Annotated in this window: 22 protein-coding genes; 5 read left to right on the plus strand and 17 right to left on the minus strand. The window is 57.2% G+C overall.

What is annotated here, in order from left to right; all coding sequences use genetic code 11:
- Positions 1-44 precede the first annotated feature (44 nt).
- The 9 genes from RRU01S_RS21345 to RRU01S_RS21385 form a co-directional block, all read right to left on the minus strand.
- Positions 45-1,025 (minus strand): substrate-binding domain-containing protein, encoded by a 981-nt coding sequence (locus RRU01S_RS21345; RefSeq protein WP_045232246.1) that lies wholly within the window; start codon positions 1,023-1,025, stop codon positions 45-47.
- Positions 1,026-1,073: 48 nt separating this feature from the next.
- Entirely contained in the window at positions 1,074-2,084 is a 1,011-nt protein-coding gene (locus RRU01S_RS21350; RefSeq protein WP_045232247.1) for an ABC transporter permease, read from the minus strand.
- Positions 2,081-3,583, minus strand: coding sequence for a sugar ABC transporter ATP-binding protein (locus RRU01S_RS21355; RefSeq protein ID WP_045232248.1), 1,503 nt, complete (start codon positions 3,581-3,583; stop codon positions 2,081-2,083). The genes RRU01S_RS21350 and RRU01S_RS21355 overlap by 4 nt, the downstream gene beginning before the upstream one ends.
- 10 nt (positions 3,584-3,593) lie before the next feature.
- Positions 3,594-4,853, minus strand: a complete 1,260-nt coding sequence (locus RRU01S_RS21360) for a TRAP transporter large permease subunit (RefSeq protein ID WP_045232249.1) — start codon at positions 4,851-4,853, stop codon at positions 3,594-3,596.
- Complete coding sequence (locus RRU01S_RS21365; RefSeq protein WP_045232250.1) at positions 4,850-5,380, minus strand: TRAP transporter small permease; 531 nt, start codon at positions 5,378-5,380, stop codon at positions 4,850-4,852. The genes RRU01S_RS21360 and RRU01S_RS21365 overlap by 4 nt, the downstream gene beginning before the upstream one ends.
- Positions 5,381-5,406: 26 nt before the next feature.
- Positions 5,407-6,411, minus strand: coding sequence for a TRAP transporter substrate-binding protein (locus RRU01S_RS21370; RefSeq protein WP_045232310.1), 1,005 nt, complete (start codon positions 6,409-6,411; stop codon positions 5,407-5,409).
- A gap of 67 nt (positions 6,412-6,478) precedes the next feature.
- Positions 6,479-7,516 carry a transketolase family protein gene (locus RRU01S_RS21375; RefSeq protein ID WP_045232251.1) on the minus strand — a complete coding sequence of 346 codons (1,038 nt, stop codon included), beginning with the start codon at positions 7,514-7,516 and terminating at the stop codon, positions 6,479-6,481.
- Complete coding sequence (locus RRU01S_RS21380) at positions 7,513-8,352, minus strand: transketolase (protein WP_045232252.1); 840 nt, start codon at positions 8,350-8,352, stop codon at positions 7,513-7,515. The genes RRU01S_RS21375 and RRU01S_RS21380 overlap by 4 nt, the downstream gene beginning before the upstream one ends.
- Before the next feature lie 41 nt (positions 8,353-8,393).
- On the minus strand, positions 8,394-9,155 hold the full coding sequence (locus RRU01S_RS21385) for an SDR family NAD(P)-dependent oxidoreductase (RefSeq protein ID WP_045232253.1): 762 nt from the start codon (positions 9,153-9,155) through the stop codon (positions 8,394-8,396).
- A 142-nt stretch (positions 9,156-9,297) separates the two neighbouring features.
- Between RRU01S_RS21385 and RRU01S_RS21390 the strand changes: the two genes are divergently transcribed.
- Positions 9,298-10,185, plus strand: a complete 888-nt coding sequence (locus RRU01S_RS21390; RefSeq protein WP_045232254.1) for a LysR substrate-binding domain-containing protein — start codon at positions 9,298-9,300, stop codon at positions 10,183-10,185.
- Between the two features lie 226 nt (positions 10,186-10,411).
- On the opposite strand, the gene RRU01S_RS21395 is transcribed toward RRU01S_RS21390, so the two are convergent.
- From RRU01S_RS21395 to RRU01S_RS21405, 3 genes are all read right to left on the minus strand, one after another.
- Entirely contained in the window at positions 10,412-12,553 is a 2,142-nt protein-coding gene (locus RRU01S_RS21395) for a methyl-accepting chemotaxis protein (RefSeq protein WP_045232255.1), read from the minus strand.
- Positions 12,554-12,586: 33 nt separating this feature from the next.
- Positions 12,587-13,519, minus strand: a complete 933-nt coding sequence (locus tag RRU01S_RS21400) for a substrate-binding domain-containing protein (protein WP_045232256.1) — start codon at positions 13,517-13,519, stop codon at positions 12,587-12,589.
- A gap of 431 nt (positions 13,520-13,950) precedes the next feature.
- A complete protein-coding gene (locus RRU01S_RS21405; protein WP_045232257.1) occupies positions 13,951-14,964 on the minus strand; it encodes a LacI family DNA-binding transcriptional regulator in 1,014 nt (337 codons plus the stop codon).
- 122 nt (positions 14,965-15,086) lie between these two features.
- Here RRU01S_RS21405 and iolG point away from each other — a divergent pair, with 122 nt between their 5' ends.
- The 4 genes from iolG to RRU01S_RS21425 are packed head-to-tail and all read left to right on the plus strand — an operon-like array spanning position 15,087 to position 19,313.
- Positions 15,087-16,094, plus strand: coding sequence for an inositol 2-dehydrogenase (gene iolG / locus RRU01S_RS21410; RefSeq protein WP_045232258.1), 1,008 nt, complete (start codon positions 15,087-15,089; stop codon positions 16,092-16,094).
- A 27-nt stretch (positions 16,095-16,121) separates the two neighbouring features.
- Positions 16,122-17,063 carry a myo-inosose-2 dehydratase gene (gene iolE, locus RRU01S_RS21415; RefSeq protein ID WP_045232311.1) on the plus strand — a complete coding sequence of 314 codons (942 nt, stop codon included), beginning with the start codon at positions 16,122-16,124 and terminating at the stop codon, positions 17,061-17,063.
- On the plus strand, positions 17,056-18,228 hold the full coding sequence (locus RRU01S_RS21420) for a Gfo/Idh/MocA family protein (RefSeq protein WP_045232312.1): 1,173 nt from the start codon (positions 17,056-17,058) through the stop codon (positions 18,226-18,228). Before iolE (RRU01S_RS21415) ends, RRU01S_RS21420 begins: the two co-directional genes overlap by 8 nt.
- Positions 18,229-18,266: 38 nt before the next feature.
- A complete protein-coding gene (locus RRU01S_RS21425; protein ID WP_045232259.1) occupies positions 18,267-19,313 on the plus strand; it encodes a Gfo/Idh/MocA family protein in 1,047 nt (348 codons plus the stop codon).
- A gap of 29 nt (positions 19,314-19,342) precedes the next feature.
- Here RRU01S_RS21425 and RRU01S_RS21430 read toward each other — a convergent pair whose 3' ends face one another.
- Genes RRU01S_RS21430 through iolD form a run of 5 tightly spaced genes read right to left on the minus strand, consistent with a single transcriptional unit; the run spans position 19,343 to position 24,252 of the window.
- Positions 19,343-20,179 carry a MurR/RpiR family transcriptional regulator gene (locus RRU01S_RS21430; RefSeq protein WP_045232260.1) on the minus strand — a complete coding sequence of 279 codons (837 nt, stop codon included), beginning with the start codon at positions 20,177-20,179 and terminating at the stop codon, positions 19,343-19,345.
- A 29-nt stretch (positions 20,180-20,208) separates the two neighbouring features.
- On the minus strand, positions 20,209-20,598 hold the full coding sequence (locus RRU01S_RS21435; protein ID WP_042619145.1) for a tautomerase family protein: 390 nt from the start codon (positions 20,596-20,598) through the stop codon (positions 20,209-20,211).
- Between the two features lie 52 nt (positions 20,599-20,650).
- Positions 20,651-21,460, minus strand: a complete 810-nt coding sequence (gene iolB / locus RRU01S_RS21440) for a 5-deoxy-glucuronate isomerase (protein ID WP_045232261.1) — start codon at positions 21,458-21,460, stop codon at positions 20,651-20,653.
- A 9-nt stretch (positions 21,461-21,469) separates the two neighbouring features.
- Positions 21,470-22,387: a myo-inosose-2 dehydratase gene (gene iolE, locus RRU01S_RS21445; protein ID WP_045232262.1), complete on the minus strand. Its 918-nt coding sequence runs from the start codon at positions 22,385-22,387 to the stop codon at positions 21,470-21,472.
- A gap of 29 nt (positions 22,388-22,416) precedes the next feature.
- The gene (gene iolD, locus RRU01S_RS21450; protein WP_045232263.1) at positions 22,417-24,252 is read right to left on the minus strand and encodes a 3D-(3,5/4)-trihydroxycyclohexane-1,2-dione acylhydrolase (decyclizing); all 1,836 of its coding nucleotides are present in this window, start codon (positions 24,250-24,252) and stop codon (positions 22,417-22,419) included.

The following is a 24,252-nucleotide window of genomic DNA, read 5'->3' on the forward strand; positions in this document are numbered from 1 at the left end:
GAGGATGAAACAGCGGCCGGTTGCGACCGCTGTCTGTCTGAGGGTTACTTGGACGGCGGGAAGACGCGGGCGATTACCGCCTTGGCCTCGGGTGAATCCACCTTGTCGGCGGTCACCAACGGCATGACCAGCGCGAGATCCTTCTTCACCGGAGCCATCGTGAGGGCGTTGAACACCTGCTGCGTGCCATCGATCCCCTGCCCGACCGCTTCCTGGAAGAAGATCCCTTGGATTGCGCTGGCTTTGAGAAGCGCGATCGTGGTCGGACTGCCATCGGCCACCGCAATGCCGATCTTGCCGGTTAGGCCACGCGTCTGCAGAACTTTTGCCGCTCCGGTTCCGGCCTCGTCATACATCCCATAGATGGCCTTGATGTCCGGATGTGCGGTCAACATGTCGTTCGCCTGGGTGACCGCCTCGTTGACGGTTAGCCCTCTAGTCTCCAGCATCTGGGCAAGCTTACAGCCATCCGCCTTGAAGGACTCGTCGGCACCCTTGAGGTATTTCTGGGCGTTCTCGCGATCCTGCGGCAGGGACAGCATTCCCACCTCGTTTCCGCCACGCTCCTTAGCAAGTTTGCAGACGAAGCTTCCCTGGGCTTTGCCCGTCTCGTAATTGTTCGCAGTCACCGAAGACGTGTAGTAGGTCTGGCCGGGCTGCGGGCCAATGCCGGCGAAAGCGATCGGAATGTTCTGCGATTTCAGATAGGCAAGCAGAGGTGGCGTGCTTGTCGAACTGACCGGCCCGATGACGACCGCGTCTACGCCCTTGGTCACCGCCGTACGAGCGTTGTCCATCTGTTTGGCCGGAGAGTTCTCGGACGTGTACTCGACATAATCCATGCCAAGTTCGGTCGCCTTCTGCTTGACGCCGTAGCCGACCCATTGCCAGTAGGAAATATCGAGTGACGGCGCGATATACGCCACCGTTTTCTTGTCCTGGGCGATCGCAGGATTGGTCGCCGTGATTGCGGCGAACGCGATACCGGCCGCAAATGCCAGGGCTGTTCTGCATGTCATGTTCATTCTCGTTTCCTCCTCCTCCAATGGACCGGATGTTTCCGGCCCGAACTTTCAGTGCCTGCCTCTCCGGGCCTTGCCGAAGCGATCGATGAGAACCGCGACGAGAATTGCCAGTCCGGTCACGGACCCCTGCCAGAAACTGTTGATGCCGATCAGATTGACGCCGTTCTGGATGACGGTGATCATCAGGGCACCGAGTACCGCGCCGACCGCCGTGCCGGTGCCGCCAAGCAGGCTCGCGCCACCAATGACGACGGCGGCGATTGCCTGCAGCATCAGGCTCGACCCTGCCGTCGATTCTGCATTGAGAATATAGGACACCGTCAGCAGACCGGAGAACGACGCCAGCAGGGACGATGCGACGTAAGCCATGAACTTCGTCCGCTTGACCGGAATGCCGAGCAGGTAGGCTGCCGTCGAGCTGCTGCCCACCGCATAGAACCACCGACCGGCCACCATCTTTTTTAGGAAGAACTCGATGGCGATCAGCAATATGATGCAGAACAGGATGTAGTTCGGAACGCCCGGGATCAGGCTGCCGCTGTTCAGCAGCCAGAAATCGGGATCGCCGATCGGCATCGAGCGGCCGTTGGTGACGATGAAGGCAAGCGAGCCGGCTACCGCAAACGTGATCAAGGTGACCACGAAAGGTGCCAAGCCGACGATTGTCACCAGAAAGCCGTTGACGGAGCCAAAGACCAACCCGACCGCTAGGCCTATGCAGCCGGCGCTTGCGCCGCCGAACCCCATGGCCATCGCCTGGGCCGTAACCATCCCTGTCAGCGAAAATACCGAGCCGACGGATAGATCGATGCCGCCGGTAATGACGACCAGCAAGACCCCGAGCGACATGATGATCAGCGGAGCGCCGGCCTGGGTAATGTTGGCGAAATTGCCCCAACTGAGTGCCTGCGGAACCTGCGAGCCAACCGCGAGTGCCACAACGACGATGGCAAGGGCGATGGCAATCTCGGTACGATAGGCGCCAAGTAGGCTTTCGCGTTGCCGCACGGCAACAGGCAATGCAACCTCGGCAGAAGATCGTTCAGGCAAGTAGCTCATGCTGCCATTCCCGTCATGTTGGCGAGCGTGTCTTCGCTCAGGTCTTTTTTCTCGATAATTCCTACACAGCGTCCGTCCGTGTCGAAGGCGACGACGCGATCACAGACTTCCAGCAGTTCCGCGTTTTCGGTCGACCACCAGACGATGATCGTTCCGCTTGCAGCCATCTGACGGATGAGCTGGTAGATTTCCTTCTTGGTGCCGATATCGACGCCGCGCGTCGGCTCCTCCAGCACGAGCAGGCGGGACGGAAGGCCGAGCCAGCGAGCCAGAAGAAGCTTCTGCTGCGTGCCTCCGCTGAGGGTTTCGGGCAGGTCCCAAATCGATGCCGCCTTAATTTTCAAGGACTGCACCAGATCCAGGCATTCCGTCCTCTCACGCGCAGTGGTGAAGAAGCTACCGCTGACAATACGCCTGGAGGCCATGACGTTGTCGATGATCGGCAGGTTTGCGAGAATGCCCTTGTGCGAGCGGTCTCCGGTGACGAACCCGGCTCCGTTGCGGGCGGCTTGGCGTGGAGACATGAACGCTTCCGGCCAGCCGGTGCGCCCAATCAACCAGCGCCGGGATTTGGCCGCACCGACCAGAGCCGAAATCAGTGCCTGCGGTCCAGCCGGTGCGCCGGCGACCCCGAGGATCGTTCCGGGCGTCAGCTCCATCTGCAGGTCCGCCTCGCGGATCACCAGGATGTCCTCAGCAGCGTTCCCATTCCGGGCTACAGCATGAGAAGGCGAACCGGTTTCCGCCTGTCTTGCTGTGAGCTGCCCCATCTTCTCGACGATCGCGGCATCCGTCAGGCTCTCGGTCGGAACCCGGTCGAGCACCGTCTTCCCGTCTCTGATGATCGTGCAGACACCGGCGATCTGCCTTATCTCCTTCATCCGGTGCGAGACAAAGACAACAGCAAGACCATTTTCCGTTGTCAGCCGGCGCAAAACCGAAAACAGGCGTTCGGTTTCGGTAGCCGTCAGGTTTCCGGTGGGCTCATCGAGCAGCAACAATTCCGCTCCCGATGATAGTGCCCTGGCGATTTCGACCATCTGACCTTGATGAAGGCTGAGGTCGCCGACAAGGTTGTTCAAGGATGTATCCGCAAATTCCCGATCGATCAGGCACAGGGCCTCGTGCGCCTGACTCCATGCGCGCTTCCTGTCAAAAAGGCTGAAACCGTTCGGCAACCGCGGCAGGATGAGATTTTCTGCAACGGTCAGATGCGGCAGGAGGGCGAGTTCCTGATGAACCACAGCCACCTTCGAACGCCCCTCAGCTTCGGATAGCAGACTGCCAGCCGCATCATGGAATCTGATCTCGCCGGCGTCCTTTGCGGCCAGTCCGGTGATAATCCGGATCATCGTCGACTTACCGGCACCGTTCCCCCCGAGCAGGGCATGGACTTCGCCGCGTGCGACCGAGAAATCCACTCCCTTGAGGACGGACGTCGCGCCGTAGGACTTGGTTAGCCCCCTGACGGAAAGAACCGGTTGCGATAGGTCAGCCATGACATTCTCCTCAATAGATCGTCAGTGCCGGAATGAAGCTCACCGCCATCAGGAGCAGCATCGCCATGCCGAAGAAGGGCCAGAGTTCGCGCGTCGTGGCACCAAGCGGTGCCTTGGCGATGGACGAGGAGATGAACAGCGTCGTGCCGATCGGAGGCGTGTAGAGGCCGATGCCGAGGTTGATCACCATCATCAGCCCCAACTGAACCCGGTCGAGCCCGATCGCATCGGCAAGCGGCACAAAGATCGGGCCGAGAAGAAGGATCGCCGGTGGCATGTCGAGCGGCATACCGACGATAAGCATCAGGATGTTCATCATTAGGATGATGACGATGGGACTAGAGATATTGGCCGCGACCCATTCAGCCATCTGTTGCGGTGCCTGATCGAAGGTGAGAACCCAGCCGACGGCGGCACTGCCCATGATCACCAGCATGACGACGCCGGTGGCCACGCCTGCCTCGACGATGTTTTCGCAAAAGCGCGGCCATGTCAGATCGCGATAGACCAGCAGGCTCAACAGCAGCGAATAGACTACCGAAAGGACTGCGACTTCGGTTGGTGTTGCGAAGCCGAAGCGCAGCAGAAGAATGATGAGGAAGGGCAGCAGGATTGCAGGAGCACTCTGCAGCGCAAGTCGTGCGAGCTCGCGCTTCCTCATCTTCACCTTCTGGGCGGCATAGCCGCGGCGCACGGAGATGAACCAGCAGACAAAAACGAAACTCGCAGCCATGATCAGCCCGGGGAGAATGCCCGAGACGAACAGGTTGGCGACACTGACACCGCTGACCAAGGAATAGAGGATCATAGGGATCGATGGCGGGATCAGAACGTCGATGACGGACGACGTCGCGTTAGTTGCAGCACAGAGTGCTGGCGGAAATCCCTGCTTTTTCTGCCAGGGGATCAGCACGGAACCGAGCGCGCTGGCATTCGCCACGGCAGACCCGGACACACCACCAAACACCACCGAGGAGACAACTGTCGTTGAAAGCGGTCCTCCGCGCCAGCGTTGCATGGCTTTGGATGCAAGCTCGAGCAATTGCTTGCCCAGTTCGCCGCCGAGCATCAACGTACCCGCCAGCATGAAGAATGGCAGAGCCAGCATCGGGAAGGACTGCGTCTGGTCATAGACCTGCTGGGCGACGACCGATAGCGGCACATACCCGTTGAAAACGATCCCGAGGCCTGCCGCAATGATCAGGCCGTAGCCGACAGGCACAGCCAGCACCATCAGGATGCAGAAGGAGACGATCATGATCAGTGTCATAGCGGTATCTCCTCGGCCTTGATTTCAACCCGGTAATCCCAACCGAGGCGCAGTACACGGAGCGTTGCCGCCACGGTTACGAAGGACACAAGCACTGCGCCGATAGCCAGCGCGTAGTAACCAATGCTGTTGGGCAGTTGCAGAACAGGGCTGTGTTCGGACCCGGCAATCTCGGCGACCACAACCGCCTGATAGGCAAGCGCCAGGAAGGCCACGACACTGATGACGTTGGAGACGACGAATGCCGCAAGCCGGGCGGTGCCATCGAGCTTGTCGTAAAGCCACTCGACGGCCATGTGCCCACCCGCATGGGCGGCCAAGACGATTCCAGCGATAATGAACCAGGGGAAGATCAGCATCGGCAATTCCTGCGAGAAAGAAAATCCGCCGCTTTCAAGCGTATAGCGGGCGAGGACGTTTGCCGTCATCACCACCGTCAGCGCGATGCCGCTAGCGATGACGACGAAACGGGACAACAGGAGGATAGCGCGCGACACCTGGTCAACACCCTTCAACAAGATTTGCATGGATGGCTCCGATCAGTGCTAGGGCTTTACGCTCTTGCTTCCGCTTCGATCTTGCTGACGAATTCGCCGAACGGCTTCTTTTTCCAGTTCTCGGCCACGCCCGCCGTTGCCTTCACGAACCCATCGCGCTCGACTTCCGTCACTTCGACCGAGGCGTTGCTCTTGAAACTGGCGAGAACCTGGGCATCCTTTTCCGCCGAAAGCTTGCGCTGCAGGTCGCCGGCCTCCTTGGCCGCCGCCTTGACCGCTTCAAGATCGGCACCGAGACGGGCCTGAGCGATCTTGGACATCAGGAATGGTGTCGATTCCCATTTGTGCGCGGTCAGACTGAGATGCTTGTTGACCTCGAACAGCTTGGAGCTTTCGATATTGGCCAGCGGGTTCTCCTGCCCGTCAACGACGCCCTGTTGCAGCGCGATGTAGAGTTCGCCGAATGCGATCTGTTCGGTCGAGGCACCAAGGGCCTGAAAGATGTCGATGGTCATCGGGTCGGCCGGGGTGCGCACTTTCAGCCCCTTGAGGTCGCCAGGCGCAGAAATCTTCCGTTTGGAATTGGTCAGGTGGCGAATGCCATTATCCCACCAGTCGAGGGGCACGACACCGACCGCCTCGAACCGCTTGTAGAGGTCTTCGCCGACCGGTCCGTTGAGAACCGCCATCGCCTTTTGCGTATCGGCAAACAGGAAGGGCAGGCCAAGCGCCGCCAGTTCCGGAACGAGGGCCGACGTCGCGCCCTGGCTGTTTGCCGTAAAATCGAGTGCGCCCGTCCGCAGGCTTGTCAGCATAGCAGAGTCGCTACCCAGTGTTTCGGCACCCGCGACGTTGATCTTGACACGACCAGAAGTCTTTTCCGCCACCAGTTCGGCGAATTTTGCCGCCGCCACAGTGCGCGGATTTCCAGGGGCTGCACCGTGACCAAGGGTCAATGTAGTCGCCGCCTGTGCCGGTCGGATACCGAAAACCACCGCCGGAGCCGCCAGGGCACCGGTCGCGACGGTCAAAAATGCGCGTCTGTTGATAAACAAGCTCATGTTCTCCTCCATTATGTGCTCGCAAGAATTGATCGACCCGCACTCCCATCCGGGTCGTTACATGCGTTTACTCATCCAGCCATGACTTTATCGCCGCCTTAACCTTGAGCCTCGAAAGACCATACTGGTCGTGCAGTGTCGGAAGCGCTCCAGCCTCTAGGAATTCATCGGGAAGCCCGATCTGCCGGAATGCGGCAGGCCTGACTTCAGAGCGCATCAGTGTCGCGGCGACGGCTTCTCCCAGCCCGCCTATCACGGTGTGATTTTCCGCCACGACCACAAGTCTGTTCTGCTTGCGGCACTCCGCCAGGATCGTCGCCTCGTCGAGAGGCTTGATCGTCGACACATGCAGAACGGCGGTATCGATGCCATCCTTCTGCAGGTCTTTTGCGGCTTCCAGCGCGCGCATAGTCATCAGGCCGGACGAGATGATCAGAACATCCCTGCCGTCCCGGATGAGCTTTGCCTTGCCGAGTTCGAACTTGTAGCCGTACTCGTCGAGCACCAGGGGCACGTTACCGCGCAACAGACGCATATAGACCGGCCCCTTGTGGGCGGAGATGGCAGGCACGGCCTGTTCTATCTCGCTTGCATCGCAGGGATCGACGATCGTCAAGTTCGGCATACCGCGGAACATGGCGATATCCTCGGTCGCCTGGTGGCTGGGACCATAGCCGGTCGTCAGGCCGGGCAAAGCGCAGACGACCTTGACGTCCAGCATTTCCTCGGCGATAGCCAGGCAGATGAAGTCGTAGGCGCGACGCGCTGCAAAGACAGCATATGTGGTGACCCAGGGCTGAAAACCCTCGCGCGCCATTCCCGAAGCAGCCATCATCAACAGTTGCTCGGCCATGCCCATCTGGTAGAACTTGTCGGGATGGGCGGCACGGAAAACGTGTAGGTCGGTATATTTCGCAAGATCGGCAGACATCCCGACGATGAGGTCGTTGTTTTCCGCCAACGCAGCAAGCGCGTTCCCAAACGGCGCTGGCTTTGTCGGTTGTTCCGGTCCGGCGATCGAGGCGATCATCGCCGAGGTGGTCAGGCGCGGACGGTCACCACCATGGGTCAAAAAATCCGGCCGGATGTATTTTGAACGCCTCATTCCCCTGCCCCCGCATCGATAATCCTAATTGCTTCCTTCCACTCGTCCGGCTCAACCCGAAGGAAGTGGTTTCGCTCGCGCGCCTCCAAGAAGGGCACGCCCTTTGCCATCTTCGTATCACAGACGATCATTCTCGGCTGCTCTCCCTTGTGATGGCGGGCAGCATCGAAGGCGGCAACCAGAGCATCGAGATCGTTGCCGTCGACCCGTTGGACGAACCAGTTGAATGCTTCGAACTTCGGCCCGAGCGGCTCGAAATTGAGAACGCCCATCGAGGGGCCGTCCGCTTGCATCTGATTGACGTCGACGATACCGATGAGATTGTCCAGCTTGTAGGAGCCTGCCGACATCGCCGCCTCCCACGTCGATCCCTCGTCTAGTTCTCCATCGGAAAAAAGGTTGTAGACGAAGGCATCCGATTTCTTGCGCTTGAGCGCAAGCGACATACCGACTGCAATTCCAAGCCCATGTCCGAGCGATCCGCCGGTGATTTCCATTCCCGGAGTATAGCTTGCCATGCCGGACATCGGCAGCCGGCTTTCATCCGTGCCGTAGGTTTCGAGTTCGTCCTCGGGAAGAATCTTGGCTTCGATCAGGGCGGCATAAAGCGCGATGGCGTAATGTCCGATCGACAGGAGAAAGCGATCGCGCCCTTCCCATTCAGGATCGTCGGCACGGTAATTTGTTGCATGGAAATACGAAACCGCCAACACGTCGGCAACGCCGAGTGCCTGGGCGATATAGCCCTGCCCCTGCACTTCGCCCATCCTGAGCGCGTGGCGCCTGATACGCCGAGCGCGCTCGCACAGGCTGATATTGTGACCCATTTTTGCCATCGGATGGCATCTCCTCGAAATTACATTGGCGATGCCGCCGATCAGTGGATCAGCATTCCACCATTGACATCGATCACAGCACCGGTGACGTAGGCCGACAGGTCGGACGCCAGGAAAAGGTAAATGTTGGCGACGTCGCGCGCATCTCCAAGCCGGCTGAGCGGAATACCCTTGATGATTTCGGTGCGCATATTGTCGGTCAGCTTGCCGCCGGTAATGTCGGTCTGGATCAGGCCGGGTGTCACCGAATTGACGCGAATACCGACCGGCCCGAACTCGCGGGCCATGGCCTTGGCGAGGCCCAGCACGCCGGCCTTGGCGGCAGAGTAGTGCGGACCGCCGAAGATGCCGCCGCCACGCTGCGCCGAAACAGAGGAGATACAGGCGATCGATCCGCCGCCATTGTCGCGCATGCCTGGAATGAATGCCTGGCTGAGGAATAGAATGCCGGTCATGTTGACGGCAATGATGCGGTCCCAGTCGCCTTCCGTGATATCCAGCGTTTTGACCGGCTGGGTGATACCGGCATTGTTTATGAGTGAATCAATCTTGCCGAAAGCAGACTCGACCCTGGTTGCCGCAGCCAAACAGGATGCCTTGTTCGACACATCGCATCGCATCCCGAGATGGCTGCCATGCGGCACCGGCTGTAATTCGCCTGCGGCTTGTTCCGCCGCATCGCCGTCGATATCGAGAATAGCGACGCGCGCACCGTGCTCGACAAATAATTCGGCTGTCGCGCGGCCAATACCGCGCTTGCTTGCCGCGCCAGAAATGACTGCGGTTTTCCCTTGCAACAACATATCTGTTCTCCTCCCGATGCCTCCTCGACACCGGTCTGCTCCTCAACGACGACTGGCACCGCATATCAGCAGCTTGCCAAAACGCTGGCCTCGCCACAAACGGGTTATTTACACTGGCAGGTGAATCTGCTTCACTAATTGAATGCTAAACATCGCCTCCCTGTCTGCATTTCGCATCTTCGAATCGGCTGCCCGCCTTGGATCGTTTCGGGCTGCCGCAGACGAGTTGAACCTGTCACCCAGCGCCGTCAGCCACGCGATAAAGGGGTTGGAAAAGAGCCTGGGTGTCGCACTGTTTGAGCGCACGACGCGCAATGTGACGCTAACGCATTCGGGTCAGACGATGCTGACACATGCATCGAGCGCTTTCGAAGAGCTTCGGCGGGGTATTGAGGCAATCTCATCGAACCGGGCGCATTTGTTAAGAGTTCACAGCGCTCCGAGCTTTGCCGCACAGGTCCTGTCCCCTCTGCTTCCGTCGTTCCTCAGGCAGAATACGGGTGTCGAGGTGAGGATTGCGGCGAGCACCGCCTATGCCCGCTTTGTCGACGGGTTGTTCGATGTCGATATCGTCTACGGCGAACCGCTCAACCGAGAAGATCTCATCGTGATCCCACTCGGGGAGGAAATCGTGTCGCCGTTGTGTTCGCCGGAATTTGCGGCGAGCCTCAAGTCCATGCGCGATCTGACACTGTCGCCACTCATCCGCAGCGACCTGAAGCGGATCCAATGGGTGGACTGGTTCGAGGCCAATGATCTAGGCCCGCCACCCCAGCCGGCGATGTCCTTCGACCGGTCGTTCCTCGCCCTCGATGCCGCCGCCAACGGGCTCGGCATCGCGCTGGAATCAAACGTACTGGCCCGACGTGGCCTCGAAGGCGGCCGGCTGGTACGGCCGTTCAGCGGCAAAAGTCGCGACAACCGTTACATTGGCCACTACCTTGCCTACCCAAAATCCGGGAGCCAACGACGTCTTGCCCGCGAGTTCGCAGGCTGGCTGCAGTCTGAGCTGATGACGGCACCCAGTTAGATGCGACGCTTTCGAATTAGTACATGAAACGCGGCGAATAGGACTCCCATCACACTCAGGACCACCTTGAAAGAATCTGAACTTCCGAAATGCAAATACACTCTCGCCTGACCTCTGTAACCAACTCCTGCTTTCCGTCCGGCGCGATCTAACAGGGGCGAAGCTTACTATGGAACTTGTGGTGGGTCGGCAACTGTAGCGCTGCCGACCCACCAAAATACCATAGCTAAGCTGCGTATCTTCGACCCTGATTACCTGCGTGAGTCTTTGCGCTAGTTCGAAACCGCCGCATCAGCTCAGCGAGGCTCTCCGTTTCCTGAGTTAAGTTTTGCGCGGCGGCTGTTGTCTCTTCCACCATCGCAGCGTTTTGCTGAGTTACTTTGTCCATCTGGTCAGCCGCACCTGTCACCTCTTTTAGGCTCATGGCCTGCTCGCGGGCGGAGTCCGCGATTTCGGTAATCGTCGAGCTCATTTTCACAACTTGGTCAACGATGTCACTCAATGAAGAGCCTGTGGCGCTGACCAGATCAACACCTGTCTGTACCTGTGCACTTGACGTGGAGATCAATGTTTTGATTTCCTTGGCTGCGTTTGCGGAGCGTTGCGCCAGTTCGCGCACTTCCTGCGCGACAACGGCAAAGCCCTTGCCCGCCTCACCTGCACGCGCGGCCTCGACACCAGCGTTCAAAGCCAGAAGGTTGGTCTGGAAGGCGATTTCATCGATGACACCGATGATGTTCCCGATCTTCGTGGAAGAGTCCTGAATAGCAGTCATCGCCTGCACGGCACTTGCCACGATTTCACCTCCTCTGGTCGCGTTGTTGCGGGCAGCAGCAACTGTCTGTTGCGCAAGTCCAGCCCCCTCTGCTGTTCCATGGACGCGATGCGATACGTCACCCAGAGCTGCGACAGTTTCTTCCAAAGATGCAGCCTGCTGTTCTGTACGACGAGCCAGATCGTTGGAGGCAGACGAGATTTCTTCAAGACCGGAACGGATCGTGCTGACGGCTGTCGCTACCGTACCGATGGTTTCTTCCAACGAGGCAACCGACGTATTGAAGTGGTTGCGTATTTGCTCGTACCGCTCGTCAACGGTTCCGATACGCACTGTAAGATCGCCGCGCGAGAGGGCATCGAGACCAAGCGATATCTGTTCGAACGCGTGTGCCATTCGCACAGCCTCTTCTGCCTTGTCACGCTCTTGCGCCAAGCGCTCGTTTTCAGCAGCAAGCCGCGTTCTTTCAGCCGCCAGCTCGGCTGCGACCTTGCCGCGCCCCGTTTCCTGGAACACGAGCAACGAACGCGCCATGGCGCCAAGCTCATGCCGATATTCGGTTCCTTGGATCGACACATTGTCATTCCCGTGGGCGAGTTGCTCCATGGTGACGGCCATCCGGCTTACGGCGGCGGATATAAGACGGCCGATAACATACGCTAGTACAAGGCCGATAACGATGAGAATTGCCGATATTATGAAGGTCTTGGACGCAGTGTCACTTGCGGTCGCCTTCGCTGTTTCACCCAAACTGTTCTGATTGCCCGTCACCTTGGCAAGCAGGGCATCGAATGACGATGCAATCTTCGGACCCAGAACGTCTATCTGTGTCGATCGTATCTCGTTGCTCTGAAGCCAAGCATCGCGAACTTCATCAAGGCGATTGGTGTAGTTGCGCATCAAACGTCGTGCGGCATCAGCACGCCCTGCCTGAGACTTATCGGAGCTGGACGCCACCACGGCATCCGCGCCCTTGAGCGCGTCATTCAGGGTAGTCTGGGCCGAGCCATATGCCGAGAGATCACCGGAGTGAACAAATCGTTCGGAATAATACAGGCTCTGGTTCATAAGGTTGATGACCTCGCCGGTTTTATAAAGCGCGTTCGTGTCGTTCTTGCGCCACGCCGAACGCTGGATATCTTTCAGCGCGATGATGGTCCACGGGCCGAATTCGGTGACCTTGCCAAGAAGAACTTCTTTTTTCTTCTGGAGATCGACCAGCTTTCCGAAGGCAGTGTTGTAATCTGCAACATCGCGACGCACTACATTCAAACCAGACTGAAGGTCAGCGTCAGACGCCATGCGCGGATCGTCTATCGCAAACGCTTTCACGGCGTCCTGAAGCTGTGATGCGATTGAGTCGGACGGATTAGAGCGATAAGCCTCTGCCGCGAGACGGATACGTTGCAGCTGTACGTTATAGTCAAAAATGGCCAGGCTCTGCGCTGCTGTGTAGCGGAAGCTGGAGAACACGTTCGACAAGCGTCCCAGTCCATCATTTCCCACGAAGGTGAGAGCGCTCATAAGCAAGATGAGCGGCAGAAAGCCGAGGGTGATTTGCGTCCTGATTCCTGATTTTTTCCAGAAAGTCATCTTAGTCCCTTCCAATATCTTTGTTTGCGCGGATCACTGGCTTTTAACCAAGTAGGATTTCAGATTGACCGGAGTAACCAGCTCGAAAGGCACCTTAATAAAAGCAGGTACGGTTCCGCCATCCATAAGCTTAATGGCCGCCTCGACGCCCTTGGAACCCTGTTGAGGGGCATTTTGAAGGACACTGACATCGAGGTCGCCCGCAGCCATCGCGTCAAGCGCATCCGACGTCGCATCGATGCCGCTCACCACAACCTTATCCATTTGCATGTTGTTTCGCTTCATGGCCCGGATCGCACCAAGAGCCATTTCATCGTTATTTGCGATAACGGCATCGAACTTCACGCCAGCGGTCAGCCATTCTTGCATCAGATTATCAGCCTGGTCACGTGACCAGTTCGCCGATTGCCTCTCTAGTATGGAAATTCCCTTGCATGCATCGGTGGACAAAACGCTATCGATGTCCTTCGTGCGTGTGCGTGCTGCAGGATGGAAATACTCTCCGATCAAAACGACAGCTTTGCCTTTGCCTCCTAGAAGGCGACAAACCTCCTGGGTTTCCATCGTTCCGCTTTCAACTTCATCTGAGGCGACCACGGTTTGATGAGCGGGAAGCTCGGCGGAATTGACTGGAACGTTGTTGACATAGACAACGGGTATGCTGGCGGTGGTGCCAATCTGCGAAATCTTTGCTCCGAGGTCGCCATCCGAAAGGATGACGATCATTGCATCGACGCGGTCGGCCGCCAGCTTACTGATCTGCTCCATTTGACGCGAAGGATCGCCACCAGCGTCTTCGACACGCAATTTCATGTCTGGCATCTTATCGGCGGCATTCTTGATGCCACCTAGCAGGCTGTGAAGAAAAGCGTCATTCGCGTTGGCGATCGACACTCCGAGTGTCTTTGCCTCAACACAGCTCGTCCCCAACAATAAGATTGATGTAACAACTACAGATAATCGCATTTATGTAAGCCCCCTTTATTCAAGGGTAATTTAGGCTATGCATGGTTAATTTCCCCTTATAATTTCACGAGGATAATCATTACCAGGAACAATAAATTGAATATATTATAATGTATCGGAATAATAATTCCGATTTTTTATTTTGGAGAATTCTTATTCCGCCGAAGTGCACAATAATAGATTTTGGTGACAAGTAATGAAGTCCTAATCTGCTCGGAGGGCAAGCACGTCTACTTTCCAGCAACACATATAGGAATTTGGAGAATTGTGACGCACATTGATAAACGACGAAAACCGCACTTTAGCGATTTTCTGTTTGCTCTCATTTAGAAAAATCGGCCGAGCAGACCGTCATTTTAGCGAGGTAGAAGAGAGGTCTTAGCGGTGTTGATCTGCACATAAGTCAAGGTTCTTACCCTAAACGAATGCCTCTAGCTGTTCTCAATCATATGTATCTGTATGGGAGTGATAAGGGACAGAAGGCACTTTTCCGTTCTTCCAAAATAAGCGGCGAGCGCTTCTACCGCAGTCCGCACCTCCGTCTCTGGATCCTGATCGATGATTGCGTCAATCATTCCATCTCGCATCAAATGACGACGGTCTTTCGTGAGCTCATGGGTGATGAAAATCACGTCTTTGTTCTTGCCAAGCTTCGTCATGGCGTTGACCACCGTTTGAGCGCCCGCAGACGCATTATAGATGCCTCGTATAGCTGGATTTTTTCTCAACGCGTTGAAAACGAGGTCACCTGCCACATCTCCGCGCTCCATGCTTTCGAGCACCTCGGTCACCTTGCACTGGGGATAGCGCTCACGCAGAACGGTCCGGAACCCCATCTCGCGCTCCTCATGGCCTATCATGCTGATCAGACCCGCGATGACGACAATTTCCCCGCCGTCCCGGCCGAGCAAACGTCCCATTAAATCGCCCGCGACACGGCCCGCTTTCCTGTTGTCTGGTCCGACATAGGCATATCTTTCAGCATCGCGAAGATCGGTTACCATGGTGACGACGGGCTTTCCACCTTGACCAAATGCCCTCAACGCCGCCGCGACTGCCGCATTTTGCGGACTGATTATGGCAAGTGCATCGCAGCGTGAAGATAGGGAATTTATCAACTGTGCCGTTACAGCAGGACGCAGGGGGTTGATATGATGCACTTGGAACTGGAGATTATAGAAAGCGAAATTCCGGTTTGCTGCCTCAAAATGATCTTGAACCAACGCATGAAAAGGGTTTGATCTCGGCTGGAGCAGAACCGCGATGCGAAGGGTGCGTGCTGCCCGCTGGTTCAGCGCCCTGTCGATCTTGAGCTTGCGCGCATGCTCGAGCACACGGCGTTCTCTGTCCTCGCTCACGCCGCCACGATTGTTAAGAACACGGTCGACGGTCGACAGCGACACGCCTGCTGCAGATGCTAGATCCTGAGCAGTAGGTTTGCTCATCGTTCATCTCCATTTGAAGATATCTCTTCAAAAATTGACGTTTTCCATCAGTAACACCAGGCTAGTCTGCCCACAACCCGGATGAAGCCATAACAGCACCGGGAAGGAATGGGAGGCTATCAATGATCAATCTCGCTGTCTTCGGCGCGGGTCGTATTGGGCATGTGCACGCGATAAATGCGAGCGGCCTGGGCTCGGTGCAGATCAAATATCTTGTCGACCCAATTGCTGGTGAGCATCAGGCGCTTCTTGCGGCTCGGCTCGGTGCAGAAAGCGTTTCGGCAGACACGGTGTTCTCAGACTCGTCAATCGACGGTGTCATCATCGCCAGTTCGACCGATACACATGCCGAACTGCTACTGAAAGCGGCTAGATCCGGCAAGGCCATCTTTTGCGAAAAGCCTGTCAGCCTGAATTTTGCGACAGTGGAGGCGGTCACCAATGCTGTAGAGGTATCCGGCGTGGCCTGCTTTCTTGCTTTCCAGCGCCGCTATGACCCCGACTTTCGCTTTGTGCGTGATCGCGTCGTGAGTGGCGACGCAGGTACTCTCGAACATATCGTCATGCACACCCGCGATCCATCGCCACCATCTGTAGCGTATATCAGCCATTCCGGCGGCATGTTCCGTGATCAGGCGATCCACGATTTCGACATGGCACGTTATCTTCTCGGCGAGGAGATCGTCACCGTTTATGCGGTCGGCAATTGCCTGATCGACAAGGAGATCGGCGATGCCGGAGATATCGATACGGCCATGGTGACGCTGACATCTGCGTCTGGCCGGTTTGTGCAGATGATAAACTGCCGCCGCGCGCCCTTCGGCTACGATCAGCGGCTAGAGGTGCTTTGCTCGAAAGAGGTGCTGTATGTGGAGAACCGCCCGCAGCGTGGCGTCACGATTGCAGACGTCAGCGGCTTTCGCGCCTCGCCACCGATGAATTATTTCATCGAACGTTTTGCGGCTGCCTACCGCCACGAGATGATGGCCTTCGTTGATATGATCGAGACGGGGCGCGAACCTCTTGCCGGCATTCGAGACGGACTTGAAGCGCAGAGGATTGCAGAGGCGGCGATTGTTTCCATGCAGAACGGTATGCCCATTCACATCGGACCAGACTGGCGACCTTAGTTGCAGCGTTTTCCGCAGGAGATTATCATGAACGAAAAATTATCGAACCTGCCGAGCGGCGTTCGTCTCGCGGTAAGCCCGCTTTCATGGGCCAACGACGTGCTGGAAGATTTGGGTGCCGACATATCGCTTAAAACCTGCCTAGATGATGCAGCGAGTGTCGGTTATCAGGGCGTCGAACTCGGGCGCAAGCTGCCCCGCGACTTCAAGACATTGGCACCTCTTCTGAGTGACCGCGGACTGGCTTTGGCCTCCGGCTGGCACTCTGGAAGCCTGGCGGAATACGATGTCGATGCAGAGATGGCAGCCGTGGCAGATCACGCCAAGTTGCTGCGCGACATGGGTTCGTCGGTCATGGTCTATGGCGAAGTGGCCATGATGACGCCCGGTGCCCCGCTGGATGCACAGATGTCCGCGCGACGTCTGATGCCGAAGGAAGATTTTGCCGCCTATGGAGCGCGGCTGACAGATTTCGGTATGCGACTGAGGGGGGAATATGGTCTGGCGCTGGCCTATCACCATCACCTGATGATGGTGGCCGAAACATTTGACGAGATTTCGTCCCTGTTTGACAATTCGGGCGCGTCCGTCGGACTTCTTCTCGACACTGGCCACGCCACTGCCGCAGGGTTCGACTACACCCGTCTGATTGAACGGTTTGACGACCGCATCGCTCATATTCACCTGAAAGATGTGCGTGGGCCAGTGATGGCCGAAGTCCGCAGCGGAGATCTGAGTTTTAATGCCGGCGTGCGGAAAGGCATGTTCACTGTGCCGGGCGACGGGATCATCGATTTTGCCCCGCTGGCCACCTTCGTTCGGCAAAGCGGCTATCGTGGCTGGCTGGTCGTCGAAGCGGAACAGGATCCGGCACTTACCCCGCCACTCCCCGCCGTCACCGCTGCCTTCAACCACGTCCTTGACACTTTTGCCAATACCCCCGTTCATCAGGATGAAAATCATGAATAAGAAAACCCTCAATATTGGCCTGATCGGATCCGGCTTCATGGGTCAGGCGCACTCGGATGCCTATCGCCGTGCGGGTATGCTGTACCGCGATCTGCCTGCCGTTCCCCGCCTATGCCTTCTGGCGGATGCGACGGACGAGCTGGCCGCAGATGCCGCCGCTCGATTCGGCTTCGAGAGAAGCACGGGAGACTGGCGCAAGCTGGTCGAAGACCCTGAAATCGACGTTGTCGACATCACCTCGCCGAATTCCATGCACCATGAAATGGCAATGGCAGCAATCGCCGCCGGTAAACACGTCTATTGCGAAAAGCCCCTTTCGGTAACGCTGGAGGAGGCTGAGGAAATGGCCGCCGCCGCTAGAAGCAAGGGCGTCAAGACCATGGTGGCCTTCAACAACATCAAGACGCCTGCCGCTATGCTGGCCAAGCAGTTGATCGACAAGGGTGACATCGGCACGCCGACGCGCTTCCGTGGTTGGTTCGACCAGGGCTTCTTCTCCGATCCTGAGCTGCCGTTTTCCTGGCGTTGCACACGCAAAGACGCAGGCTCCGGCGCTCTTGGCGATCTCGGCAGCCATGTGATCTCCGTCGCACAATATTTGATGGGCGATTTTGAAAGCGTCATCGCTCAAACGCAGACGTTTTTCCCAACACGGCCCGTTCCACGGGGCGGATCGGGTTATGGTGCAAAGGCTGGCAGTGAAGCTCCGCGTGCGGTGGTCGAAAACGAGGACCAAATACAGACGCTTGTTCGCTTCGCAAGCGGCGCTGGCGGAACAATCGAAGCGTCACGCGTTGCCGCCGGAAAGGTCTTCGGCATTTACTGGGAGGTGTCTGGCACGGAAGGCACCATCCTGATGGACGGAGAGCGTTTCAACGAACTGAAAATCTCGCGCTTCAACGATCCCAAGCCGGACCGTGGCTTCAAGACGATCTATGCCGGAAGCCAGGTCTCGCAGTTCTCCGCTTTCTTCGGCTTCGATTTCGCGGGTGGCGGCCTTGGTTACTTCGACGTCAAGGTGATTGAGGTGCGAGATCTGATCGAAGGCATCGTCAACGACGACGACTGCTTTCCAAATTTCGAATTCGGCCTTGCCAACGAACGCATCATCGATGCCATGGAACTGTCTCTGGAAACAAAGACATGGCAGACGATCGCCCGTTAAGCGACGGGCATTCGCCCATCATGAAAGGATAAGGAAATATGTTTTTTCCCCAAGCCCTACCTCCCGCACGCACCCGGTCAGTCATGGAAGCGCCGCCTCTGCGATGGGGCATACTGGGTTCAGGCTGGATTGCTGACAAGTTCGTGGAATCCGTCAAGGCGCATACACGGCAGGACATTGCCGCCGTTGGGTCAAGATCTCGGGCGTCGGCGGAGGCTTTCGCTGCACGTTGGGATATTCCGGGCGTTTATGATAGCTACGAAGGTCTCGTCAACGCACACGACATAGACATCATCTATGTCGCATCGCCGCACAATATGCATTGCGATCATGCACTGCTCGCCATCGAGGCGGGCAAACATGTGCTTGTCGAAAAACCGATGGCGCTCAACCTCGCGCAGGCGCAGACCATGGTTTCAGCGGCCCGCCGAAAGGGTGTTTTCGTCGCGGAAGCGCTGTGGACCTATTTTCTGCCGAAATTCGATGTGCTCCAGCAGGTGCTGGACGCAGGCACAATTGGCGAGATACGGTCCGTTTACACCGAATATGGCGAATATCTCCCCCGCGATCACCGGATCTTCGACGCGAGCCTTGCCGGTGGACCGTTGCTTGACCTGGGCACGTATCCGGTTTCGCTGCTGGTCAAACTTCTCGGCGTGCCGGACAACGTTGTCGGCCTCGGTGAGGCCGATCCTGCGGGGGTCAATGGTCAGTTGTCGGTCGTTGTCGCCAATACCAGCGGAGCGCTTGGCACCATGTCGACAACGCTCTACGGATTCACATCTACAAATGCCGCCATCGTCGGAACGAAGGGGTCGATCCGTTTCGATACGGAATTCCACCTGCCCGGCGCATTCGAGGTCTGGTCACTGGATGGGTCGGTCCGGCTTCGCTACGAAGAACCAAGAGGCGCGCATTTCGAGGGGCTGTTCTATGAAGCTGCGGACGTCGCCTGGGCGATTTGCGACGGACGATTGGAAAGCCCATGTCGGCCGCTACAGGATACGCTTGCTACCATGGAGACGCTTGATTCCATCCGCACCACGATCAATCTTTCATTTGCACAAGCAGGCTTGGCCGAATGAATGCGGGTATGCTGTCACCAAGGCGGCATTCATGCGCGGCTCTGCTCCAACCGCGTTACCAACACCTCAGTGAGTGCAATCGCCCGCGTTGGCATAAGGACATTCGTATCACCCGGCCTACCGAGCTTGAAGCTGATCGATGCGACATCCGTATATGGACTGAGACTGGAGTCGACGATGGCGATGATCGGAACGCCCTTTGCCGCCAGAGGTGAAGCATGGAACACACGTTCGGCATCAGCGGATCGTGAGATGAAGATTACGGCATCTTCACGAGTTGCAAGGGCAAGAACGTCATCTCCGCCAGTGAGGTCCATCGACAACGTGCATCGAATACCTTTTCGCGTCAGTGCTTGCTGAAGCGCAACCGTCATCGGAAAGGTCGAACGTGATCCCTGGATAAACACGCAGCGGGCCCGTGACAGGATTTCGACAGCGCCGTCGATCTCTATCGTTGTAACCATGTTGGTCAGCCCAGACAGAGCGGTGCAGCAGGCGTCAATTGTCTGACTAAGCGGGTGACTTGGCAATGACCTTTCCGTCTCGGGAGATTTCCAGCCTGTCACGTCGTCGTGTAAGGAGAGTTTTGCCCGAATGTTTCTTCGGAATATTTCCTGCAGTGCGGTAAAGCCGTCATAGCCGAGAAGCTGCGCGAACCGCATCACGGTTGAAGGAGTCACTTGCGCAGCTTCGGCTATAGAACCGACTGAGCCGAGGGCAGTTTCGTCGGGATTATCGATCAGATAGCGTGCCACCTGGGACAGGCGTTTGGGAAACGCCGTGTGTTTCGCCTTTATCAGTGCGCGCAGGCTGTCGAAATCGACTGGAGGATCTGGCTGTTGGTGGTCCATTTTATCGGCAGGCACCGTTCATTCGCTCGCGTGGCGCCTCAGGTTCAAAGCTCACCCGTAACGAATTGGGCAACCCCTCCCCCAAAAGACCAATCATCGTCCGTGTTTTCCACGAACGACACCATGATATCAGACGCTGCGATTGAACACTCCGACTCCAAACCCGCCGCAAGGTTTCGATAAAAAGCCAACTTCTCGCTTTGCTTCCTGGGGCGCGAGACGACCTCGATGAGCACAAATTTATCCGTTCGCTCGAAACCGAGACCCGTGTCCAGAGCATGCATGTGTGAAGACTTATGTTCATAGACGATCTGATATCGATCACGCTCTGGAACATTGAAAGCAGCCACCATGACATCGTGTATCTTGTCGAGCAGCGATCTTAGCTCGGCTTTCGAACGACCTTTCCTCAGATTTACTTTGATCAGCGGCATAGACAGCCTCCTTTTGTAGCAGGATGGCCATATTGGCATCCTGACTCTTCATCTAGCGAGCATCACGGTCCATGATCCACTGGACGGCTGGATCGGCCACGAAACGCCATTTGCGCAAGGGACCTGCCATGACGTTGAGGTAATAAAGCTCGAACCCATGCGGTGCACCACACGGATGATGACCACGCGGAACCAACACCACATCGTGGTTCTTCACGGCAATCGTCTCATCGAGTGAGCCGTCGTCCGTATAGACCCGTTGCAAGCCAAAACCCTGCTCGGGATTGATGCGATGATAATAGGTTTCCTCCAGATAGGTGATCCGGGGGAAATCATCCTCGTCGTGACGGTGGCTTGGATAAGAAGACCAGTTGCCTGCGGGTGTGAACACCTCGGTAACCAGCAAACTGTCGCAGTAATCCTCGTTCTCCATAGCGATATTATTGATGAACCGCTGATTGGCACCGATACCTCGTGGAGTCAGCGTAATACCGTCCGGGCCGATACGTCTTGCCTCATGCCCGCTGATACCTGGAGCGAGGCAGACACCGACGGTACAATCGGTCGTCGCAGTTGCTTCCCACTGCTCACCATTGGGCACATAGAGGCAATGTGGCGGAGTTTTCTCGAAGACATTCATTCGCTCGCCCAGTTCGCCCCAGTCCTTGCCAGCGGCATTGAAGCGGGCTTTGCCCTCCACCATGACGATGATGACCTCCGAGTTCCCCGTCGCCTCGCCAATGGTCTCGCCTTCACGCAACCGATAAAGGCTGAAGCCGACATAACGCCAGCCAGCGGATTGCGGCGTAATCTCGTGAACTTTGCCGTGCGTGCCAAAGGGACTGCGCTTGAGAATGCTCATGACGACTTCCTATGCGGTTGTTTTGGTGGTTGCTGTGTCAAGCCCGGCATCGCGCGCGCCAGACTTCAGCGCTATCAGACCCATGTTTTGATAGTAGAACGGTTCGCGCACTGCACTATCCTGCTCGGCCTCGATCACCAGCCAACCGGAATAGCGATGCTCGGCCGCAATCTTAAGTACCGGCGCAAAATCCACGCAGCCTTCCGGGTCGCCAGGGACGGTGAATACGCCCAGACGCACACCGTCGAGGAACGACAGGTTCTCCGCGCGGACACGTTTCATGATTTCTGGCCGAATATTCTTGGCATGGATATGCGTCACGCGGTCCATGTATTTCGCAGCGACGCTTTCAGGGTTTGCGCCGCCAAATGTGCAGTGGCCCGTGTCCAACAGAAGGCGGGTGTAAGGCCCGGCCATACGCATGAAACGGTCGATATCGTCAGCACTTTCGATAATCGTTCCCATGTGATGGTGGTAGCCCATCTTGACGCCCTGATCGAAAGCGAACTTCGAGAGCACCTCGTAGCCTTCCGAAAAGCGCGTCCACTGTTCCTCGGTCATGATCGGCCGGTCGTTGACGGGTGTGCCCTCGCTTCCGTGAACGGTGTTGGAGCATTCGCAGGCATTGATATGATCGCCGCCGGCAGCCTTCGTCATGTCGATGAACGTCTGCAACGCGGCCTTCTCGGTCTCGATATCATTCACGAGAAGGTTGGTGGAATGCCAACCGCCGACAAAACGCAGGCCGAATTCGCCAAGCTTGGCCTTCAGCGCCGTGCCTTCGCTTGGCATCTTGTGGCCCTTCTCGATGCCGTCGAAGCCGATCTTGCGGCAATCCGACAGGCAATCCTCGAGTGATAGATGCGCGCCGATCGTCTGATCGTCATCATTGGACCAGGCAATGGGGTTTGTTCCGTAGAGTATCATGGTCAATCCTTTCGGGCAGTCGAAGGGTATCAGTTGATGCGCTGTCGAGCGGCATTCGCCTCGTAGTGCTTGCGCGCCAGTTTAAGTTTTTCGGTATCACCGACTTCCGGCACGGCAACGTCCCACCAGGCGCCACCGATCCCGGCTCCTGTTTCCGCTTCCGTATCGATGACGATCACCGATGGTATGGAGCGGTCCCGTGCCAGCACGATCTCTGCTTCAAGCTGGCCGATATCGCTCGCCTTGACCGCATAGGCACCCATCGAAGCCGCATGTGCCACGAAATCGATGTCCGGCTGGGTTTCAATGTTGCTATCTATGTACATGTTGTTGAACTCGGCACCGCCGCATTCCTGCTGAAGGCGGTTGATGCAGCCATAACCACGGTTGTCCGTGAGCACGATGGTGAAGGGAACGCGCATCATCACGGCTGTCGCGATTTCCGAGTTCGCCAGCATGTAGGATCCGTCGCCAACGAAGCACACGACCTCCTTCTCTGGTGCCGCGAGCTTGATGCCAAAGGCACCTGCGACTTCGTAGCCCATGCAGGAATAGCCATATTCCATATGATATCCGCCAGCGGCAGCCCGCCAGAGTATCTGCAAAGCACCCGGCATGGTTCCTGCCGCACACATGGCAACAGTGTTAGGCCCAGCAACCCTTTGTACTGCCCCGATTACCTGAGCATCGGATGGGAGGAAGTTGGATGCCAGCGAACCCGGTGCGGCAGTGACAGCATCGGTCGCCTTGAACCAGGCTTCCCGTGCCGCGAAGTCCGGGTCCGCAAAGCGGTGCAAACCAAGTCCGGCGGAAATCCGCGACAACGCAACCTTGGCGTCGCAAACCAGCGGAATAGCGCCATGCTTGGCGGCGTCATAGCCGGTAAGGTTGACCGAGACGAGCTTGCGCGCCGGATTGCCGAAGATCGCCCAACTGCCGGTGGTAAAGTCCTGAAAACGCGTGCCGACGCCGAGTATGAGATCTGCCTTTGCGGCAATCTGGTTACCGCAATCGGTACCAGTGACCCCCGGTGAGCCGAAGTTCAGCGTTTCCTGCCAGTCTATAGCACCTTTGCCTGCCTGCGTTTCCACAACGGGAATATTATGCTTCTTTACAAAATCGAGCAGATCGTTCTCAGCGCTAGAGTAAAGCACCCCGCCACCTGCAACGATCACAGGATTGACAGACTTCTTGAGAGCTGAAACGACATCATCCACTTCACGGGGGTCGGGTTCCGGCCGGCGAATACGCCATACTTTCGGTTCGAAGAAAGATTGCGGATAATCGTAGGCTTCGGCTTGAACGTCCTGACAAAATGCGAGCGTCACCGGGCCGCAATTGGTCGGGTCCGTCATCACCTGCATGGCCCGAGGCAGCGCAGTCAGAAGATGTTCGGCGCGCGTAATCCGATCGAAATAGCGGCTGACTGGCTTGAAGCAGTCCGTCACGCTCATGGTACCGTCGTCGAAATCCTCGATCTGCTGAAGAACCGGATCCGGCCTTCGATTGGCGAAGACGTCTCCGGGAATGAAGAGAACTGGCAAGCGATTGACATGGGCAAGAGCTGCGGCGGTCAACAGGTTGGTCGAGCCGGGTCCGATGGACGACGTTACCGCCATCGCTTTCTGGCGGCGTTTCGTCTTGGCATAGGCGATTGCCGCATGCGCCATGGTCTGTTCGTTTTGTCCGCGCCAGGTCGGCAGGGCATCACCAATGCCGTGCAGCGCTTCTCCGATGCCGGCAACGTTGCCATGGCCGAAAATGGCCCATACACCCTCGATGAAACGCTCTCCATCTTCGGTCATCTGAACGGAAAGCCAGCGGAACATGGCTTGCGCGGCGGTGAGGCGAATGGTCTCCGTCAT

This window comes from Agrobacterium rubi TR3 = NBRC 13261 (assembly GCF_000739935.1).
GTDB classification, from domain to species: domain Bacteria; phylum Pseudomonadota; class Alphaproteobacteria; order Rhizobiales; family Rhizobiaceae; genus Agrobacterium; species Agrobacterium rubi.

Bases quoted from the DNA above. Each gene is read 5' to 3' on its own strand.
- RRU01S_RS21435 (WP_042619145.1), bottom strand. From the start codon at position 20,598: ATGCCGCTGATCAAAGTAAATCTGAGGAAAGGTCGTTCGAAAGCCGAG.
- iolD (WP_045232263.1), bottom strand. From the start codon at position 24,252: ATGACGGAGACCATTCGCCTCACCGCCGCGCAAGCCATGTTCCGCTGG.
- iolB (WP_045232261.1), bottom strand. From the start codon at position 21,460: ATGAGCATTCTCAAGCGCAGTCCCTTTGGCACGCACGGCAAAGTTCAC.
- RRU01S_RS21390 (WP_045232254.1), top strand. From the start codon at position 9,298: ATGCTAAACATCGCCTCCCTGTCTGCATTTCGCATCTTCGAATCGGCT.
- RRU01S_RS21375 (WP_045232251.1), bottom strand. From the start codon at position 7,516: ATGAGGCGTTCAAAATACATCCGGCCGGATTTTTTGACCCATGGTGGT.
- RRU01S_RS21395 (WP_045232255.1), bottom strand. From the start codon at position 12,553: ATGACTTTCTGGAAAAAATCAGGAATCAGGACGCAAATCACCCTCGGC.
- RRU01S_RS21385 (WP_045232253.1), bottom strand. From the start codon at position 9,155: ATGTTGTTGCAAGGGAAAACCGCAGTCATTTCTGGCGCGGCAAGCAAG.
- RRU01S_RS21360 (WP_045232249.1), bottom strand. From the start codon at position 4,853: ATGACACTGATCATGATCGTCTCCTTCTGCATCCTGATGGTGCTGGCT.
- RRU01S_RS21345 (WP_045232246.1), bottom strand. From the start codon at position 1,025: ATGAACATGACATGCAGAACAGCCCTGGCATTTGCGGCCGGTATCGCG.
- RRU01S_RS21370 (WP_045232310.1), bottom strand. From the start codon at position 6,411: ATGAGCTTGTTTATCAACAGACGCGCATTTTTGACCGTCGCGACCGGT.
- RRU01S_RS21355 (WP_045232248.1), bottom strand. From the start codon at position 3,583: ATGGCTGACCTATCGCAACCGGTTCTTTCCGTCAGGGGGCTAACCAAG.
- iolE (WP_045232262.1), bottom strand. From the start codon at position 22,387: ATGATACTCTACGGAACAAACCCCATTGCCTGGTCCAATGATGACGAT.
- RRU01S_RS21425 (WP_045232259.1), top strand. From the start codon at position 18,267: ATGTTTTTTCCCCAAGCCCTACCTCCCGCACGCACCCGGTCAGTCATG.
- RRU01S_RS21420 (WP_045232312.1), top strand. From the start codon at position 17,056: ATGAATAAGAAAACCCTCAATATTGGCCTGATCGGATCCGGCTTCATG.
- RRU01S_RS21380 (WP_045232252.1), bottom strand. From the start codon at position 8,352: ATGGCAAAAATGGGTCACAATATCAGCCTGTGCGAGCGCGCTCGGCGT.
- RRU01S_RS21405 (WP_045232257.1), bottom strand. From the start codon at position 14,964: ATGAGCAAACCTACTGCTCAGGATCTAGCATCTGCAGCAGGCGTGTCG.
- RRU01S_RS21400 (WP_045232256.1), bottom strand. From the start codon at position 13,519: ATGCGATTATCTGTAGTTGTTACATCAATCTTATTGTTGGGGACGAGC.
- iolG (WP_045232258.1), top strand. From the start codon at position 15,087: ATGATCAATCTCGCTGTCTTCGGCGCGGGTCGTATTGGGCATGTGCAC.
- RRU01S_RS21350 (WP_045232247.1), bottom strand. From the start codon at position 2,084: ATGAGCTACTTGCCTGAACGATCTTCTGCCGAGGTTGCATTGCCTGTT.
- iolE (WP_045232311.1), top strand. From the start codon at position 16,122: ATGAACGAAAAATTATCGAACCTGCCGAGCGGCGTTCGTCTCGCGGTA.
- RRU01S_RS21365 (WP_045232250.1), bottom strand. From the start codon at position 5,380: ATGCAAATCTTGTTGAAGGGTGTTGACCAGGTGTCGCGCGCTATCCTC.